Source organism: Streptomyces sp. NPDC102283, from assembly GCF_044766265.1.
Lineage (GTDB): Bacteria > Actinomycetota > Actinomycetes > Streptomycetales > Streptomycetaceae > Streptomyces.
Window position 1 is genome coordinate 50,000 of sequence record NZ_JBIWLQ010000013.1, and the last position, 15,675, is coordinate 65,674.

Sequence of the window (15,675 nt, forward strand, 5' to 3'; positions counted from 1 at the left end):
AACTTTCCGGCCGCGGGAACAGCACCCGGTGACCGACGCCTTCAGCCGCCCCACGTCCAGTCCACGACCTCCGGCAGGTCCGTGCCGTGCTCGCGGATCCAGGCGTGGTGGCGGGTCCGGACGTCCGCCATCTCCTGGCGTACGGCGACGGCCCGGACGCCGAGCCCCGGCACCCGGTCGATGACGTCCATGACCAGCCGGTAGAGGTCGTTGCGGACGACCATGTCGAACGGCGTGGTCGTGGTGCCTTCCTCCTTGTAGCCGCGCACATGGAGGTTGGCGTGGCCGTTACGGCGGTAGGCGAGGCGGTGGATCAGCCACGGGTAGCCGTGGTAGGCGAAGATCACCGGCCTGTCGCGGGTGAACAGGGCGTCGTACTCGGAGTCCGGCATACCGTGCGGGTGCTCAGCGTCGGGCATCATGCGGGCGATGTCGACGACATTGACCACGCGCACGGACAGCTCCGGCAGATGGCGGCGGATCAGGTCGGCGGCGGCCAGCGTCTCCTGGGTGGGTACGTCCCCGGCGCAGGCGAGGACCACGTCCACCTCCCGGCTGCCGTCCTCGGTCCCGGCCCACTCCCAGGCTCCGGCCCCGCGCGCGCAGTGGGCGCGGGCCTGGTCCAGGGTGAGCCAGTCGAAGGTCGGCTGCTTCCCGGCGACGATCACGTTGACGTGGTCCCGGCTGCGGAGCGCGTGGTCGGCGACGGAGAGCAGGGTGTTGGTGTCCGGTGGGAGGTAGACGCGCACGACCTCGGGGCTCTTGTTGAGGATGTGGTCGACGAAGCCGGGGTCCTGGTGCGAGAAGCCGTTGTGGTCCTGGCGCCAGACGTGCGAGGTGAGCAGGTAGTTGAGCGAGGCGATGGGCCGCCGCCAGGGCAGTCGGCGCGAGGTGCGCAGCCATTTGATGTGCTGGTTGACCATGGAGTCGACGATGTGGGCGAACGCCTCGTAACTGGAGAAGAGCCCGTGCCGTCCGGTGAGGAGGTATCCCTCCAGCCAGCCCTGGCAGAGGTGTTCGGAGAGCATCTCCATCACGCGGCCGTCGTGGGCGAGGTGTTCGTCGGTGGGCAGGGTGGCGGCCTGCCAGGCCTTGCCGGTGGCCCGGTAGAGGGCGTCCAGCCTGTTGGAGGCGGTCTCGTCGGGGCCGACGACGCGGAAGTCCCTGCGGTCCGCGGTGGCGGCCATCAGGCTCTCCAGGAGGCCGCCGAGCACCTTGGTCGGCTCGTGGAGGGATGTGCCGGGCTTGTCGACTCGTACGGCGTGGTCCGCCGGGTCGGGCAGCGGGAGGTCGCGCAGGAGCAGCCCGCCGTTGGCGTACGGGGTGGAGCCGAGCCGGGCCGCTCCCCCGGGCACGCAGGCGAGGACCTGTTCGGTGGGGCGGCCGTCGGCGTCGAAGAGTTCGACGGGCCGGTAGGAGCGCAGCCACGCCTCCAGTTGCCGCAGGTGTTCCGGGTTGTCGCGGACGCCGGAGAGCGGGACCTGGTGGGAGCGCCAGGTGTTCTCGACGGGAAGTCCGTCGACCTCTTCGGGTCCGGTCCAGCCCTTGGGGGTACGCAGCACGATCATGGGCCAGCGGGGGCGCTCGGTGGCGCCGTCCTCCCGGGCGGCCCGCTGGTACGCGCCGATACGGTCCAGGGCGGTGTCCATGGCGGCGGCCAGTGCCCGGTGGACGGCGGCCGGGTCGTCGCCGCTGACGAAAAGGGGGTCGTGGCCGTAGCCGCGCAGCAGCTGGCCGAGCTCCTCCTCGGGGATGCGGGCGAGGACCGTCGGGTTGGCGATCTTGTAGCCGTTGAGGTGGAGGATGGGCAGGACGGCTCCGTCGTGGACCGGGTCGAGGAACTTGTCCCCGTGCCAGGAGGTGGCGAGCGGCCCCGTCTCGGCCTCGCCGTCGCCGATCACGCACGCCACCACCAGGTCCGGGTGGTCGAAGGCGGCTCCGTAGGCGTGGGCGAGGGAGTAGCCGAGTTCGCCGCCCTCGTGGATGGAGCCGGGTGTCTCGGGAGCGACGTGGCTGGGCACGCCGCCGGGGAACGAGAACTGCTTGAAGAGCCTCCCCATGCCCTCGGCGTCCCGGCCGACGTCCGGGTAGGTCTCGGAGTAGCTGCCCTCCAGCCAGGAGTTGGCGAGGACGGCCGGTCCCCCGTGGCCGGGCCCCCACACGCACAGAGCGCTCAGGTCGCGGCCCTTGATGACCCGGTTGAGGTGGGTGTGGACGAGGTTGAGACCAGGCGAGGTGCCCCAGTGGCCGAGCAGCCGGGGCTTGATGTCCTCGGGGACGAGTGGCCGGGTCAGCAGAGGGTTGGCCATCAGGTAGATCTGGCCGACGGCGAGGTAGTTGGCCGCGCGCCAGTGCGCGTCGAGCGCGGCGAGTTCGTCGTCGGGGAGGGCGGAGGGAGCGGAAGGCGTACGGGGGTCGCTCACGGAGCAGGTCTCCTCGTCGGGTGACGGCGTACGGGCGGGGTGTCAGGACGCCTCGGGCCCGTACCAGAGCGTGGTGGCGTTGCAGAACTCGCGGATGCCGTGTCCGGCCAGCTCACGGCCGTATCCGGAGCGCTTGATCCCGCCGAAGGGCAGGGCCGGGTGTGAGGCGGTCATCCCGTTGAAGAAGACCCCGCCGGCCTCCAGGTCGCGGGCGCAGCGCTCCTGCTCGCCCGCGTCGCGGGTCCAGACGTTGGAACTGAGTCCGAAGGGGGTGTCGTTGGCCAGGCGGATCGCCTCGTCGAGGTCGGCGACCCGGTAGAGGGTGGCGACCGGGCCGAAGGTCTCCTCGCGGTGGACGCGCATGGCGGTGGTGACGGAGGCGAGCGCGGTGGGTTCGTAGAACCAGCCGTGCTCCAGGCCGCCGCCGAGCTTGTCGGGACGGCGTCCGCCGCACAGCACCTCGGCACCGCGTTCGACTGCGTCGTCGACGAGTTCCTCCAGGTCGGTGCGGCCCTGTTCGGTGGAGAGCGGTCCGATGTCGGTGCCCTCCTCCAGCGGGTCGCCGACGGTCAGGGCGCGCATGCCCGCGGTGAACCGCTCGGCGAAGGCGTCGTACACGTCGGCGTGCACGATGAAGCGCTTGGCGGCGATGCAGGACTGGCCGTTGTTCTGGGCGCGGGCGGTGACCGCGGTGGCGGCGGCCTTCTCCACGTCCGCCGAGGGCAGGACGACGTACGGATCGCTGCCGCCCAGCTCCAGCACGGTCTTCTTGACCTCGTCGCCCGCGGTGGCGGCGACGGCCCGGCCGGCGGGTTCGCTGCCGGTGAGGGTGGCGGCGACGACGCGCGGATCGCGCAGGACCGCCTCGACGGCGCCCGAGCCGATCAGGAGCGTACGGAAACAGCCTGCGGGGAAGCCCGCGCGGTGGAAGAGGTCCTCCAGGTAGAGGGCCGTCTGGGGCACGTTCGACGCGTGCTTGAGAAGTCCGACGTTGCCCGCCATCAGCGCGGGGGCGGCGAAGCGCACCACCTGCCAGAGCGGGAAGTTCCACGGCATCACGGCGAGGACCACGCCGAGGGGCCGGTAGCGGACCAGCGCGCGGGAGGCACCGGAGTCCCGCACGTCGTCGGGGTCCGGGTGTTCGTCGGCGAGCAGCCCCTCGGCACGGTCGGCGTACCAGCGCATCGCCTTCGCGCACTTGGCCGCCTCCGCGCGGGCCGCCGTGACGGGCTTGCCCATCTCGACGGTCATCGTGCGGGCGATGGTGTCGCGGTCCTCGTCGAGGAGGTCGGCGGCCCGGTTCAGCCAGCCGGCCCGCTGCTCGAAGGATGAGGTGCGGTACTGGCGGAAGGTCTCCGCGGCGGCGGTGATCCTGCGTCCGGTCTCCTCCTCGCCGAGGGCGTCGAAAGACCTGATCAGTTCGCCGTTCGCGGGGTTGACCGTCGCGATGGGCATGGCAGTGGCCTCCTTGCATCGGTACTCCGACCGTGCCGCGCCGCACCGGTCAGCGCAACGCGGCACTCGCCTCCCCCGCACGTACCCGACCGACGCGGATCATGCGTGCCGGGGCAGCGCGTTCCGCGTCGGCCGGGTGAGAGGGCCGCGCCTTCGGGCGGTTACACGAGCGCGGCCACGGGAACGTGGCGGGCGGTGCGGACGCCGGGCAGCGGGGCGTGCGGGAGCAGGCCCGCGGGCCGCTGTGCCTCGGCGTAGCGGGTGAACCAGACCACTTTGCCGTCGGTGGTCCGGCAGGTGCCCCAGCTGTCGCTCAGGGCCATGACCCGGCTCAGCCCGCCGCCGGCCGGCAGCAGCCGCGGCATCCGGGCGCTGTTGTCCGCGACGGACACGGTCACGTGCCGCCCGGTCCAGCGGAGTTCGAGGACGCAGGTGTCGCCGTCGCCGACATGCCGGTGGACGTTGGTCAGGAGCTCGTCCAGGGCCCGGCACACCGGCCGGACGTGCAGGTCGAGACTCCAGTGACGAAGGTGTGCGGCGACGATCCGCCGCACCTGCGAAACGCGCTCTGCCGACACCTGCAGTTCGACCGAGTAGTGCCGGTCGGGTGGAACGGTCATCGTCGAGGCTCCTCACCACGAGGCCCACGTCTGTCACCCGCCGTACTGCACCCCGTCGTACGAACGAACCCCGAACACGAAGCGTGAGCACAGATCACTTCTGGGTCACTCATCAGGGTGCGTCGAGTGGGCCGGACGCGCAACAGCTGGGCCGTCCGTGCTGGTGGGCGGTGTCCGGTCGTAGGGCGGTCAGAGCAGGTAGGGCAGCAAGGTGTCCGGGGTGAGGGGCAGTTCGCGCAGCCGGGCGCCGGTGGCGTGGCGGACCGCGTTACCGATGGCGGCGGCGGTGCCGACGATCCCGATCTCGCCGATGCCCTTGCTGCCCATCGGGTTGAGGTGGCGGTCGTCCTCCTCGATCCAGTGCGCCTGGATGTCGGCCGTGTCGGCGCAGACGGGCACGTGGTAGGAGGCGAGGTCCTTGGCGGTGAAGTCGCCGAAGTCCGGGTCGATTCCGCAGCCCTCGGTGAGGGCCATGCCGATGCCCATCACCATGCCGCCGGTGAACTGGGAGCGTGCGGTGCGCTCGTTGAGGATCCGCCCGGCGGCGTACACGCCGAGGAGGCGGCGTACGCGCACCTCGCCCGTGACGGCGTCGACGGCCGTCTCGGCGAAGTGCGCGCCGAAGGCGTGCCGGGCGTACGGGGACTCCTCGCCGGTCTCCTGTTCGGTGTCGGCGGTGGTGGTGATCCCGCCGGCGGGCAGGGGGCCCGGGTGCTCCGCGAGGCGGGCGGCGAGGCCGGTCGCCGCCTTGTGCACGGACCAGCCCCAGGAGGCGGTGCCGGAGGAGCCTCCGGCCAGCGGGGCGGCGGGCAGATCGGTGGAGCCGATGTCGACGCGTACGGCCTCCGGGGCGACGCCGAGCACGTCGGCGGCGATCTGGGCCAGGACGGTGCGGGCCCCGGTGCCGATGTCGGTGGCGTTGACGGCGATGCTCAGGGCACCGTCCGCCGTGGCGTGGGCGCTCGCGGTGGAGCGGGAGACGAGGACGGGGTACGTCGCCGAGGCCACGCCCGTACCGATGAGCCAGCGGCCTTCCTGACGGGCGGCGGGCCGGGGGTCGCGGTCCTGCCAGCCGAACCGGGCCGCACCGTCGCGCAGACAGGCGGCGAGGCCCCGGCTGCTGAAGGGGAGGCCGCTGTCCGGTTCGGTCTCCGGATCGTTGCGCAGCCGCAGCTCCACGGGGTCCAGGCCGAGCGCGGAGGCCAGTTCGTCCATGGCGGACTCCAGGGCATACATCCCGGAGGCCTCTCCCGGGGCGCGCATCCAGGAGGGGCTGGGGACGTCGAGGGCGGCCACCCGGTGCGCGGTCCGGCTGTGCGGCGAGGCGTACATGACCCGGGCGGGCACGGCGGCCTGCTCGACGAACTCCTTCACGGTGGAGGTCTGGGTGACGACCTCGTGGCTGACCGCGGTGAGCACCCCGTCCAGGTCCGCGCCGAGCCTGACCCGCTGGATCGTGGGGGCGCGGTGGCCGACGACCTCCGCCAGCTGGGCGCGGGGGAACACCAGCTTCACCGGCCGCCCGGTGTGCCGGGCGGCCATCGCCGCGAGGACCGCCTGGGGGCGGGTGGTGCCCTTCGAGCCGAAGCCGCCGCCGACGTGCTCGGAGACCACGGTGATCCGGTCCGCCGCCAGTCCGAACGCCTGGGCCAGGCTCTCGCGGACCTTGGTGGAGCCCTGGCTGGAGTCGTGGACGGTGAGGTGTCCGTCGGCCCACACCGCGGTGGCGGCGTGCGGTTCCATGGGGTGGTTGTGCAGCGCGCTCATCCGGTACGTCGCGTCGACCTGGACGGGCGACCCCGCCAGGGCCCGCTCGACGTCGCCGCGGACCCGGACGGCGGGTGCGCCGGCGTTGGCCTCCTCGGGCGTGTAGAGGCCGGGATGATCGTCGGTGAGGATCACGTCGGGCTCGTCGCGTACGTACTCGACGTGGAGCTCCCCTGCCCCTGTCCGGGCGGCCTCCAGGGACTCCGCGATGACGAGGGCGATGGGCCAGCCGTGGTGCGGGACCCGGTCGTCCTGGAGCACGGCGAGGATCGGGTCGTCGGGCTCCTGGAGTTCGGGCGCGTTGTCATGGGTGAGGACGGTGTGGACGCCGGGGACGGCGAGGGCGTCGACGGCCCGTACGGCGGTGACGCGTCCGGCAGCGACGGCGGCCGGGACGGTCCAGGCGTAGAGGCAGCCGACGGGTGCCTGGTCGGCCGCGTAGCGGGCCGTACCGGTGACCTTGTCCCGCGCCTCTCTGCGGACGACGGGCGCACCGGGGAACTGCGGGGCTCGGGTGGTCATGGCGGTGGTCCTCGGGGGTCGGTGGGCGGACGCGCAGGGGCGTCCGGCGGTCGGGCGCGGGGCGGGTGGTTCAGCCGGGCCGGGTGGGCTGCCGTGCGGTGAGTTCGCCGAGCACGTCGAGGGCGAGCCGGCGGGCGAGGTCCACCTTGAACGCGTTGTCGCGCAGCGGCCGCGCCTCGGCCAGTTCGGCGATCAGGGCGTGCTGGAACACGGCGGGCGTGGCCGGAGCCCCGCGCAGCTCGGCCTCGGCCCTGTGGGCCCGCCACGGCCGGTGGGCGACGCCGCCGAACGCGAGGGTGGCGTGCTCCACGCGGCCGGCGTCCACCCGCAGCGTGGCGGCGACGGAGACGAGCGCGAACGCGAAGCTGGCACGGTCGCGGGCCTTGCGGTAGCGGGTGACCGCCCCGGGCGCCTGCGGCGGGAGCACCACCTCGGTGATCAGCTCGCCGGGCCTGATCACGGTGTCCTGGTCGGGGTTCTCCCCCGGCAGGCGGTGGAACTCGGTGACGGGGACGGCCCGTTCGCCCTCGGGTCCCAGGAGCACCACGGCCGCGTCGAGCGCGGCGAGGGCCACGGCCATGTCGGACGGGTTGGTGGCCACGCACTCCGGCGAGTGTCCGAGGATCGCCAGGTCGCGGTGGGTGCCCTCGCGTGCGGGGCAGCCGGAGCCGGGGAGCCGTTTGTTGCAGGGCTTGGAGACGTCCTGGAAGTAGCGGCACCGGGTGCGCTGGAGCAGGTTGCCGCCGGTGGTGGCCAAGTTGCGGAGCTGGCCGGAGGCCCCGGCCAGCAGCGCCTGGGACAGCACGGGGTAGCTCTCCGTGACGTCGGGGTGGGCGGCGAGGTCGCTGTTGCGCACGGTGGCGCCGATGGCGAGGCCGCCGTCGGCCGTCCGGGTCACCCGGTCCAGCGGCAGCCCGGCGACGTCGATGAGGACCCGGGGCGCCTCCACGCCGAGCTTCATCAGGTCCACCAGATTGGTGCCGCCGCCCAGGAAACGGGCGCCGGCGCCTTCCGCGCAGAGCCGGACGGCCTCGTCGGTGGAGGCGGGGCGCACATAGCCGAACGGTTTCACTCGATCACGTCCTCGATGGCTTCGACGATCCTGGGGTAGGCCCCGCACCGGCAGAGGTTGCCGCTCATCCGTTCCCGGATCTCGTCCGCGGCGAGTGCGACGGGTCCGCCCGGTCCGGTGGCGGCGTCCGGGTCGGTGACGTGCGAGCGGTGGCCGTCCGCGGCCTCGCGGAGCATGCCCACGACGGAGCAGATCTGGCCCGGGGTGCAGAAGCCGCACTGAAGGGCGTCGCGCTCGACGAACGCCCGCTGCACCGGATGCAGGTTCCCGCCGTCGGCGAGCCCTTCCACGGTGGTGATCGTGGCGCCGTCCTGGGCGACGGCGAGCAGCAGGCAGCTGTTGACCCGCCGCCCGTCGACGAGGACCGTGCAGGCCCCGCACTGGCCGTGGTCGCAGCCCTTCTTGGCCCCGGTGAGCCCGAAGCTCTCGCGCAGCGTCTCCAGGACCGTGGTGCGGTGGTCGACGGTCAGCGTCGTCGGGTCGCCGTTGACGTTCAGGGTCACGGTGGAGTGTTCGTCGACGACCGGTTCCGGTTCGAGGTCGGCTCCCAGAGCGAGGGAATCCATACGTGCGCCTTTCGCTTCGCCGCGGGGCAGGGTCGCCCCGGTCGTGTTCTCCTCCGGGCCGTCAGCGGCTCTCCAGCCGCAGCCTGACCTCCTGCTCCTGGTCGCCGGCGGCCGTTCCGACGACGCTCACCGCGAAGGCCCCGGTGAGATGGCTACGCAGCCGGTCGACGGCCCAGTAGCCGCCCTGGGCGTCCACCGTGACCGGCGCGGTGAGGCGGGCGGGGGTGGCGTCCGCCCTCGGTTCCGACACGTCCACGGTGGTGACCCAGACGGTCGGGCGGGGGCCCGAGGCCGACGTGGGCGTCTCGCCCATCGGGTGGTCGGACGCGAAGGCGGTGGCGAGCACGTCGAACACGGTCCGCGCGTCCTGGGTGTCGCAGCGGCTGAGCGAGACCACCACCTCCCGGTCCGCCGGGTGATCCTCGCCGCTCTGCTCGGGGGTGCTGTTCACCGTGGTTCCTTCCGCTCGGGTGCCGCCGGCCTTCGGGACCACTCCAGGCTGACCCCGCATCCGGCCGACGGCGACACGGGAAGCGTCCGAAAGAGGACTTGAGCTCCCGGAGGCCGGGCAGGAGGGCGGTCCTGGCCCCCGGTCCTGAAACGCGTTTCCCCTGAGATACCCATAAAACATGAATTGCTGTGAATAGCTGACTGATGCACTTCTCCTGGGGTATGCGCATTACATGGATGTTCTGAATGCAGTCAATGCGGTCGACGTGTCGGCCGAGGTCCCGCTCGCGGCGAGCGCGGGGGCCCTCGGGGTCGTCATGCCCATCGTGGCGCTGGCCGTCGTCGCCCTGCTCATCGGCGGCTTCATCCTCAGCAAGCGCAAGCACGACGCCGAGCCGCCGCCGCCCCAGCCCCATGAGCAGCCGCGGCAGCCGGAAGGGCGCACCCACATCGACCAGCACGACCCGCACGCCTCCGACCACTTCCCCACGGACGGCCACGCCCTGTCCCCGTACGAGCTCAAGGACCACGGAAACGGTCCGCTGCCGCCCGACGAGGAGCAGCCGCGCGGCTGAGCGGAGCTCGGCCCGGCCCGCGTTGCGGGACCGGGCGGGCCGGTCGACGCTGGTTGCTGGACCGCAGCGGCCGAGCAGGGCGCCGCTCCCCGAAGAAGGCAGTGGACCATGACCGGAAGCGACCCCCGTACGGCCTCGGCAGCACCGCTGACGGGGCCGGCCGCGCCGTGCTGGGTCACCCTGATGACCCGGAACCTGGAGACCGCCGAGCGGTTCTACGCACAGGTCCTCGGCTGGTCGTTCCGCCCCGGGCGGCTCGGGGCCGACTTCTCCGTGGCCTACCGCGGCGATATTCCGGTCGCCGGAGTCTTCGCCGTCTCCTCGGCCTACCAGGTCGCGGTGGCCTGGACGCCGTACTTCGCGGTGGAGGACGCGGATGTGGCCGCCGCCCGGGTCCGCGAGCGCAGTGGGACCGTGGCGGTGGGACCGCTGACGCTCGGCAAGGGGCGCGGCGTGCTGGCGTCGGACCGGGACGGGGCGTCCTTCGGCCTCTGGGAGCGCACCGAGGCCTCCGCCTCGCCGCCGGCCCCGGCCGACCACGCACACGCCTGGCTGCGGCTGCGGACCCGTAACGCCTTCGACGCCGCGATCTTCTACGGCGAGGTACTCGACTGGGCGAGCGGGCGGCCGGGCTGCTGCGATGTCGCGTACGAAGGTGACGAAGTCATCGTGCGGTGCGAGGGGCATCCGCTGGCCCGGATCAGCTCCGGTGCCGTGGAGGCGGCTGTCGACCCTGTGGTGCGCCCGCACTGGCAGGTGCAGTTCCCGGTGGCGGACCTCGCGGCGACGGTCTCCGCGGCCGGACGGCACGGCGGCGCCCTCGTCGAGGAGCGCACAGGCTTCGGGGGCACCGAGGTCACCCTGCGGGATCCGGACGGCGCGCTGTTCGCGGTGACCGACGTGCGCAGCCCGGCCTGACACGCTTCAGGTGGCACCGCTCCCCCGGTCGGAGGACTCGCCCCCGGCCCCGTCCCTGTCACCGTCGGACTCTTTCCCTCCGTCACCGTCTCCCTCGGCCCCGTCCTCGACCTCGGTCTCGCGTCGGCCGGAGCGCCCCCGGGCCAGGGCCCATACCGGGAAGACGAACCAGCAGGCCAGGAACCACAGGGCCATCGCGCCGACCAGCCAGAGGGCGAGCTGGTTGTGCAGGGCGACGCGCAGGATCAGCAGGAGCGCGGAGCACATCGTGCAGAACAGCAGCACCAGGCCGAGCACGGTCATCCGGGAGGCCCAGATGACCGTCTCGGGCTTCATCCGGCGGCCGGTGAGCAGACGGTGATAGGACACAGGGCCGATGAGTGCCGCCGCGGTCGCCGAGCCCAGCATCACCGTGACGACGTAGATGTTCCGGTCGATGTCCCCCAGGTCCTCGAACCGCGACTGGAAGACCACCGCGAGCAGAAAACCGAAAAGGATCTGCACCCCGGTCTGGGCGACGCGCAGTTCCTGGAGCAGTTCGGACCACTGCCGGTCCGCCCGCTCCTCCCGGGTCTCCCGACGGCCTCTGCTGGATGTCACGTGGCGTCCCTTTCCCTGATGGGCCCGGCGAGGACGGCGGCGTGCCGATGGCCGGATCTCACGGGTTCCCCACGGGCACGGGCGTAACCCCGTGGACCGGTGTGCGCGGCACGCCTATGATCACGGCAGGGCATCGCGCGTCGGTCACCGGCCGGGTGAGGCGTGGAGGTAGCCCGTGAGATGCCCGTTGGAGGCATTCCACCGTGCCAGTCGAGTTGAACCACACCATCATCCATTGCCGGGACAACCGCGAGTCCGCCGAATTCCTGGCGGATCTGCTGGGCCTGACGGCCGGAGAGGAGTGGGGTCCGTTCGTCCCGGTCGTTCTCGCGAACAGCGTCACGCTGGATTTCGCGACGATTCCCGCCGCTTCGATCACCCCGCAGCACTACGCCTTCCTCATTTCGGAGGCGGAGTTCGACACGGCGTTCGCGAAGATCCAGGCTCTGGGGATCGACTTCTTCGCCGATCCCCATCAGAAGATTCCTGGCGAGATCAACCACAACGACGGCGGACGGGGCGTCTACTTCCCCGATCCGAGCGGTCATGGCATGGAGCTGATCACCCGCCCGTACGGCGGTTGATCGCCGCTTGAGGCACCCGTCCCGGAGCCCGGCCGCGCACCGCGGCCGGGCTCCGGTCGTCCCCGGCCCCGGCGGGGCACGCCTCAGCCGATGCGGAGCAGGAGTTCGGGGCGGTCCCACATCACCGCGGGCGGATCGGCCCGTACCGTGCCGACGGGTTCGGCGCCGATGCTCCGGTAGAAACCCTCCGCGGGAGGGTGGGACACGATCCGGATGTCCGCGAGCCCGGCGCTCCGGGCCTCCTCGCGCAGATGGGCGGCGAGCAGTCTGCCGATGCCGAGCCCCTGGGCGGAGTCGGCGACGAACATCAGGTCCAGTTCCGGCGGGTCGAGGAGCAGTGCGTAGAAGCCGATGATCCGGCCCGTGTCGCCATCGGCGGCGACGAAGACCCGGTGCGCCTCGATGTAGTCCGGCCCGACCCGGTAGCCCTCGACCATCGGGGCGTACGGCCCCTCGTAGGCGCCTGATGTGCGGATCAGCCGTGTCAGCCGGCCGGCGTCGCCCGCCGCGGCCCGGCGGACCGTCACGTCGGCACGCTGTGGAGCGCGCCCGCGCCGCCGCCCTGCCCTGCCCGATCCCATACGGCGAGTATGCGGCACCGTGGGTGGCGGTTTCAGGCCGGGCGTCGTGCCTCGCGCCAGCCGCGGACGGTCCCGTCCACGTCGAAGGGGACCAGCCGCAGCGGCGGGCCCTCGGGAGGCATCCGGACCGCCCGCTCGATCTTCTCGTTCACCTCGGTCAGGATGCGCCGCACCTCGGCCTCGGTGCGGGCCGCGGACACCGCGCGGGGGACGTCCTCCGCCTCCTTGCGCAGGGCCAACGCGGGCGGCAGCATCGACACGCCCTCCCGCTGCATCTTCTGCTTGATCCACCAGGCCTCGTCGTACGGGCGTTCCAGGCCGGCGATCGGCTTGCCGAAGCCCGGAAGCGCGGAGAAGTCGCCGCGCTGTTCCGCCTCGTGGATCTGCCGGTCGACCCAGGACTCGAAATTGACTCCGGGTGGTTTGCGCTCCGTCATCGCGTGTCCCTCCGACCTGCCGCCGATCCGACGCTTTCACCCTACACGGAGCGGTGTGCCGAACCCTTCGTCGGAGAGCCGCTGCCTCGAACGGGATTCCGGGGGTACACGAACCCCTGCACACCGCCCGGCGGTTGCCGCCGGGCTCGTACCGAAAGGGGTTGACCACTGTGCGACAGCAGAGCTACGTACCGGCCGATGAACGTCGGGGGCGGTAGCCATGACGACAGCGATCATCATCATCGCCGTGGTCGCCGTGGCGGCCATCGCCGCGTTCTTCCTTCTTCGTGGACGCACGGCCGGCGGCAGGAGCCTGCGTGGCCGCTTCGGGCCGGAGTACGACCGCGTGGTCGCCCGGCACGGCGGCGACACCGCGGCGGCCGAGCAGGAGCTCGGCGATCGGGTGAAGCGGCACGGACACCTCGACGAGCGCCCGCTGACCGAGGAGGCGCGCGCTCGGTACGCCGCCCGCTGGGCGAGCGCCCAGGAACTGTTCGTGGAATCGCCGGAGCGGGCGCTCACCGAGGCCGACGCGCTGCTGGCCGATCTGACGCGCGAGCGCGGCTTCCCGGGCGGCGAGGACTTCGAGGACCGTACGGACGCGCTCTCCGTCCACCACGCCGCGCACGTCGACGGCTACCGCCGGGTGCACGCCGCTCGCCACGGGAACGCGAGCACCGAGGAGATGCGCGAGGCCCTGATCGAGGCCCGCGGGCTCTTCGACGGGCTGCTCGCCGGCGGCCCGTCGGGGCGTGAGCACGGCAACAGGCATCTGGTGAAGGGAAACGGTACGTCATGACGCGGACACCGAACGGAAAGACAGGCCTGCCCGAGGGTGCGGGACCCATCGACATGGGTACGCCCGTGAGGGGGTCGGACACGCCCGTGACGCCTCCGAGGACGGTCACGGGCGAGGAGCCGGCCGGCCGCACCGGGGCGGACTCCCGTACCGCCCCCGGCCCAGCGGTCTCCGAAACCCCGGGTCACACGGCCCCCCGAGACGGATCGGACGCCGCCCGGGGAGGCGGGGGCGATCCGCACCCCGGCAGGCCGCTGTTCGCCCCCGAGGAGCAGGAGGCGTTCGCCGCCCGGATCCAGCAGGCGGTGACCGGCTTCGTGGAGGACCCGCACCGGGCGGTGCGGGAGGCCGACGCCACCTTCGACGAGGTCGTCGCGAGCCTCGGGGCCGCCCTGGAGGAACGCGGGCGGCGCCTGCGCGCGGGGAAGGACGGGAGCGACCCTGCCACCGGGGCGGAGACCGAGGATCTGCGGATCGCGCTCCAGCACTACCGCGACCTGACGGAACGCCTCGTACGCCTGTAGCCCCCGGCCCGACCGGCCCCCCTTTCCGCGTCCTCGCCCTTACGTCTCGGCACCGCGCTCCGACCGGTTCAGCCGCGGACCACCAGGCCGTCGCGCAGCCGCTCCAGTGCGGCGGCGGGCACGCGCAGCCCGTCGCGCACATAGCCGTCGAGGCCGCCCCAGCGCTCGTCCATGGCGTCGAGCGCCACGTCCAGGTAGCGGGGGCGGACCTCGATGATCGCCGTGGCGACGGCGGGGTCGCCGCCGCCGTCCAGGAACTTCGTCACGTACGGGGCGAAGGCGGCCCGTACGGCGGGGTTGACCGCGAGGAAGTCCGACCGCACCGTCGCGCGGGCCGCTCCCAGGAGCATCAGCAGCACGGCTGCCGCCCAGCCGGTACGGTCCTTGCCCGCCGTGCAGTGGAAGAGCAGCGGGCGCGCGGCGGGGTCGGCGGCCGTCTCCAGGAAGGCCCGGTAGGCGGCCGCGGCGCCCGGCGAGAGGACCATCTTCCGGTAGGTCTCGGCGAACAACTCCTCGGCCCGGCCGCCCCCCAGCGCCCGTTCCGCCTCGACCGGGTCGGCGAGCAGGGACCTCAGCCGGGCGGGCGCCACGCCCGGGTGGTCTCCCAGCACGTCGGCGACGAAGAGCCTGGCCCGGTCCGGCAGCCGGTCCGGGGCCCACTGGCGCTCGTCGGCTGTCCGCAGGTCCACGACGGTGCGGATGCCGAGCGCGGACACCGCCCGGTCGCTCGTGGGGTCGAGCTCGCTCAGCTGACCCGAGCGGAAGAGGACGCCCTGCCGCACCCGGCGGTCACGGCCCAGGGCGATGCCGCCCAGGTCGCGCAGATTGACAACGGTGGCGGCCGGAACGGTCCGGGCGGTCTGCACGATGAACTGCCTCTTTCCCTGATGAATTCCAGGAATTCCACATATCGGGATCAATGTCGTATGCAGCAAGGAAAGCACCACCGGAGAACGTCGGCCGGCACCCCGGGGCGCCGGCCGGACATCAGTCCGACAGAAGCTTCGCCTTCTGGTCCACGAACTCGGCGTCGGTGAGGACGTCCCGCTTCCACAGCTCGGCAAGCCGCTCCAGCCGGGTGATGATGTCGTCCCCCGCGACCTCCTGGTCAGCGGAATTACCGGGCCCACCGGCCCCGAGGCGCTCGTGTGCGACGAACGTGCCGCCGGCCTCGCGGGCCGCACGGGCGAGCCGCGTGGTCCACAGGTCCTCCCGGACGACGATCGCCACGACATCACGGACCGGCAGTCCGCGGTCGAGCCTTTCGAGGTCCTCCGCACCCAGCACCGCCGCCTCCCCGCCCTCCGCCGTATCGGCGGGAACCACTCCCCCGGGGTCCAGCTCCCGCAGTTCCACCGAGGCCGGCGCGCCGCCCTCGGCCCTACGGACGAAGGCCAGGTCTCCGGGGCGTACGGCTCCGGACGACGCGGCTTCGGCGAGCACGGGGGCGACCGACCCGGCGAAACGACTGCCGGGGAAGGCGATGACGAGGTACTCCACAGGTCCGACGGCCACGGTCGCGTCCTCTCCGTATCCCGGCGGCCACAGGGGCGCCGGGGTGGATACGGCATTCCAGGGATGGCATCAAGAAATCAGGAAACTTCACACATAATATGCATCTCTGTCCTGATTCATACCGATGTCGAGAACCGTCGTGTTGCCGCCGCCCGCCCGCCCGGCCGGTTACGCGACCGTATGTAGAGGATCAAGTACATCTCCGCGAGGGCAAGGTCACAGCCTGTGCCCCTGCTGCTGGTTCGACGCACTGGCCTAGCATCTGAG

17 protein-coding genes are annotated in these 15,675 nt (G+C 72.4%); 5 read left to right on the plus strand and 12 right to left on the minus strand.

The window, feature by feature from the left end; translation table 11 throughout:
• Positions 1 to 41 precede the first annotated feature (41 nt).
• From ACIRJT_RS24845 to ACIRJT_RS24875, 7 genes are all read right to left on the minus strand, one after another.
• Positions 42 to 2,423: a phosphoketolase gene (locus tag ACIRJT_RS24845; protein ID WP_403912775.1), complete on the minus strand. Its 2,382-nt coding sequence runs from the start codon at positions 2,421 to 2,423 to the stop codon at positions 42 to 44.
• 42 nt (positions 2,424 to 2,465) lie between these two features.
• Positions 2,466 to 3,878: an NADP-dependent succinic semialdehyde dehydrogenase gene (locus ACIRJT_RS24850; RefSeq protein WP_403912778.1), complete on the minus strand. Its 1,413-nt coding sequence runs from the start codon at positions 3,876 to 3,878 to the stop codon at positions 2,466 to 2,468.
• Positions 3,879 to 4,039: 161 nt separating this feature from the next.
• A complete protein-coding gene (locus ACIRJT_RS24855) occupies positions 4,040 to 4,498 on the minus strand; it encodes an ATP-binding protein (RefSeq protein WP_403912781.1) in 459 nt (152 codons plus the stop codon).
• 189 nt (positions 4,499 to 4,687) lie between these two features.
• The gene (locus ACIRJT_RS24860; RefSeq protein ID WP_403912784.1) at positions 4,688 to 6,787 is read right to left on the minus strand and encodes a xanthine dehydrogenase family protein molybdopterin-binding subunit; all 2,100 of its coding nucleotides are present in this window, start codon (positions 6,785 to 6,787) and stop codon (positions 4,688 to 4,690) included.
• 70 nt (positions 6,788 to 6,857) lie between these two features.
• Entirely contained in the window at positions 6,858 to 7,859 is a 1,002-nt protein-coding gene (locus ACIRJT_RS24865) for an FAD binding domain-containing protein (RefSeq protein WP_403912787.1), read from the minus strand.
• Positions 7,856 to 8,425: a 2Fe-2S iron-sulfur cluster-binding protein gene (locus ACIRJT_RS24870; RefSeq protein ID WP_403912789.1), complete on the minus strand. Its 570-nt coding sequence runs from the start codon at positions 8,423 to 8,425 to the stop codon at positions 7,856 to 7,858. The genes ACIRJT_RS24865 and ACIRJT_RS24870 overlap by 4 nt, the downstream gene beginning before the upstream one ends.
• Positions 8,426 to 8,486: 61 nt before the next feature.
• A complete protein-coding gene (locus ACIRJT_RS24875; protein ID WP_403912792.1) occupies positions 8,487 to 8,876 on the minus strand; it encodes a hypothetical protein in 390 nt (129 codons plus the stop codon).
• A gap of 232 nt (positions 8,877 to 9,108) precedes the next feature.
• Between ACIRJT_RS24875 and ACIRJT_RS24880 the strand changes: the two genes are divergently transcribed.
• Together ACIRJT_RS24880 and ACIRJT_RS24885 are read left to right on the plus strand one after the other, a co-directional pair.
• The gene (locus ACIRJT_RS24880; protein WP_403912795.1) at positions 9,109 to 9,450 is read left to right on the plus strand and encodes a DUF6479 family protein; all 342 of its coding nucleotides are present in this window, start codon (positions 9,109 to 9,111) and stop codon (positions 9,448 to 9,450) included.
• A 108-nt stretch (positions 9,451 to 9,558) separates the two neighbouring features.
• Positions 9,559 to 10,368, plus strand: a complete 810-nt coding sequence (locus ACIRJT_RS24885) for a VOC family protein (RefSeq protein WP_403912798.1) — start codon at positions 9,559 to 9,561, stop codon at positions 10,366 to 10,368.
• Between the two features lie 6 nt (positions 10,369 to 10,374).
• On the opposite strand, the gene ACIRJT_RS24890 is transcribed toward ACIRJT_RS24885, so the two are convergent.
• The gene (locus tag ACIRJT_RS24890; RefSeq protein WP_403912800.1) at positions 10,375 to 10,968 is read right to left on the minus strand and encodes a DUF6328 family protein; all 594 of its coding nucleotides are present in this window, start codon (positions 10,966 to 10,968) and stop codon (positions 10,375 to 10,377) included.
• Between the two features lie 203 nt (positions 10,969 to 11,171).
• Between ACIRJT_RS24890 and ACIRJT_RS24895 the strand changes: the two genes are divergently transcribed.
• Positions 11,172 to 11,552 carry a VOC family protein gene (locus tag ACIRJT_RS24895; RefSeq protein ID WP_403912803.1) on the plus strand — a complete coding sequence of 127 codons (381 nt, stop codon included), beginning with the start codon at positions 11,172 to 11,174 and terminating at the stop codon, positions 11,550 to 11,552.
• 83 nt (positions 11,553 to 11,635) lie between these two features.
• On the opposite strand, the gene ACIRJT_RS24900 is transcribed toward ACIRJT_RS24895, so the two are convergent.
• Together ACIRJT_RS24900 and ACIRJT_RS24905 are read right to left on the minus strand one after the other, a co-directional pair.
• The gene (locus tag ACIRJT_RS24900) at positions 11,636 to 12,133 is read right to left on the minus strand and encodes a GNAT family N-acetyltransferase (RefSeq protein WP_403912806.1); all 498 of its coding nucleotides are present in this window, start codon (positions 12,131 to 12,133) and stop codon (positions 11,636 to 11,638) included.
• Positions 12,134 to 12,165: 32 nt separating this feature from the next.
• The gene (locus tag ACIRJT_RS24905) at positions 12,166 to 12,570 is read right to left on the minus strand and encodes a DUF1992 domain-containing protein (protein WP_403912808.1); all 405 of its coding nucleotides are present in this window, start codon (positions 12,568 to 12,570) and stop codon (positions 12,166 to 12,168) included.
• 220 nt (positions 12,571 to 12,790) lie between these two features.
• On the opposite strand from ACIRJT_RS24905, the gene ACIRJT_RS24910 reads away from it, so the two are divergent.
• Together ACIRJT_RS24910 and ACIRJT_RS24915 are read left to right on the plus strand one after the other, a co-directional pair.
• The gene (locus ACIRJT_RS24910) at positions 12,791 to 13,369 is read left to right on the plus strand and encodes a hypothetical protein (protein ID WP_403912811.1); all 579 of its coding nucleotides are present in this window, start codon (positions 12,791 to 12,793) and stop codon (positions 13,367 to 13,369) included.
• A gap of 86 nt (positions 13,370 to 13,455) precedes the next feature.
• Positions 13,456 to 13,893, plus strand: a complete 438-nt coding sequence (locus tag ACIRJT_RS24915; RefSeq protein WP_403912813.1) for a hypothetical protein — start codon at positions 13,456 to 13,458, stop codon at positions 13,891 to 13,893.
• A gap of 68 nt (positions 13,894 to 13,961) precedes the next feature.
• On the opposite strand, the gene ACIRJT_RS24920 is transcribed toward ACIRJT_RS24915, so the two are convergent.
• Both ACIRJT_RS24920 and ACIRJT_RS24925 read right to left on the minus strand, forming a co-directional pair.
• Positions 13,962 to 14,759, minus strand: coding sequence for a tyrosine-protein phosphatase (locus tag ACIRJT_RS24920; RefSeq protein WP_403912815.1), 798 nt, complete (start codon positions 14,757 to 14,759; stop codon positions 13,962 to 13,964).
• Positions 14,760 to 14,880: 121 nt separating this feature from the next.
• Positions 14,881 to 15,408, minus strand: a complete 528-nt coding sequence (locus tag ACIRJT_RS24925; protein WP_403912817.1) for a DUF6325 family protein — start codon at positions 15,406 to 15,408, stop codon at positions 14,881 to 14,883.
• Between the last annotated feature and the right edge of the window lie 267 nt (positions 15,409 to 15,675).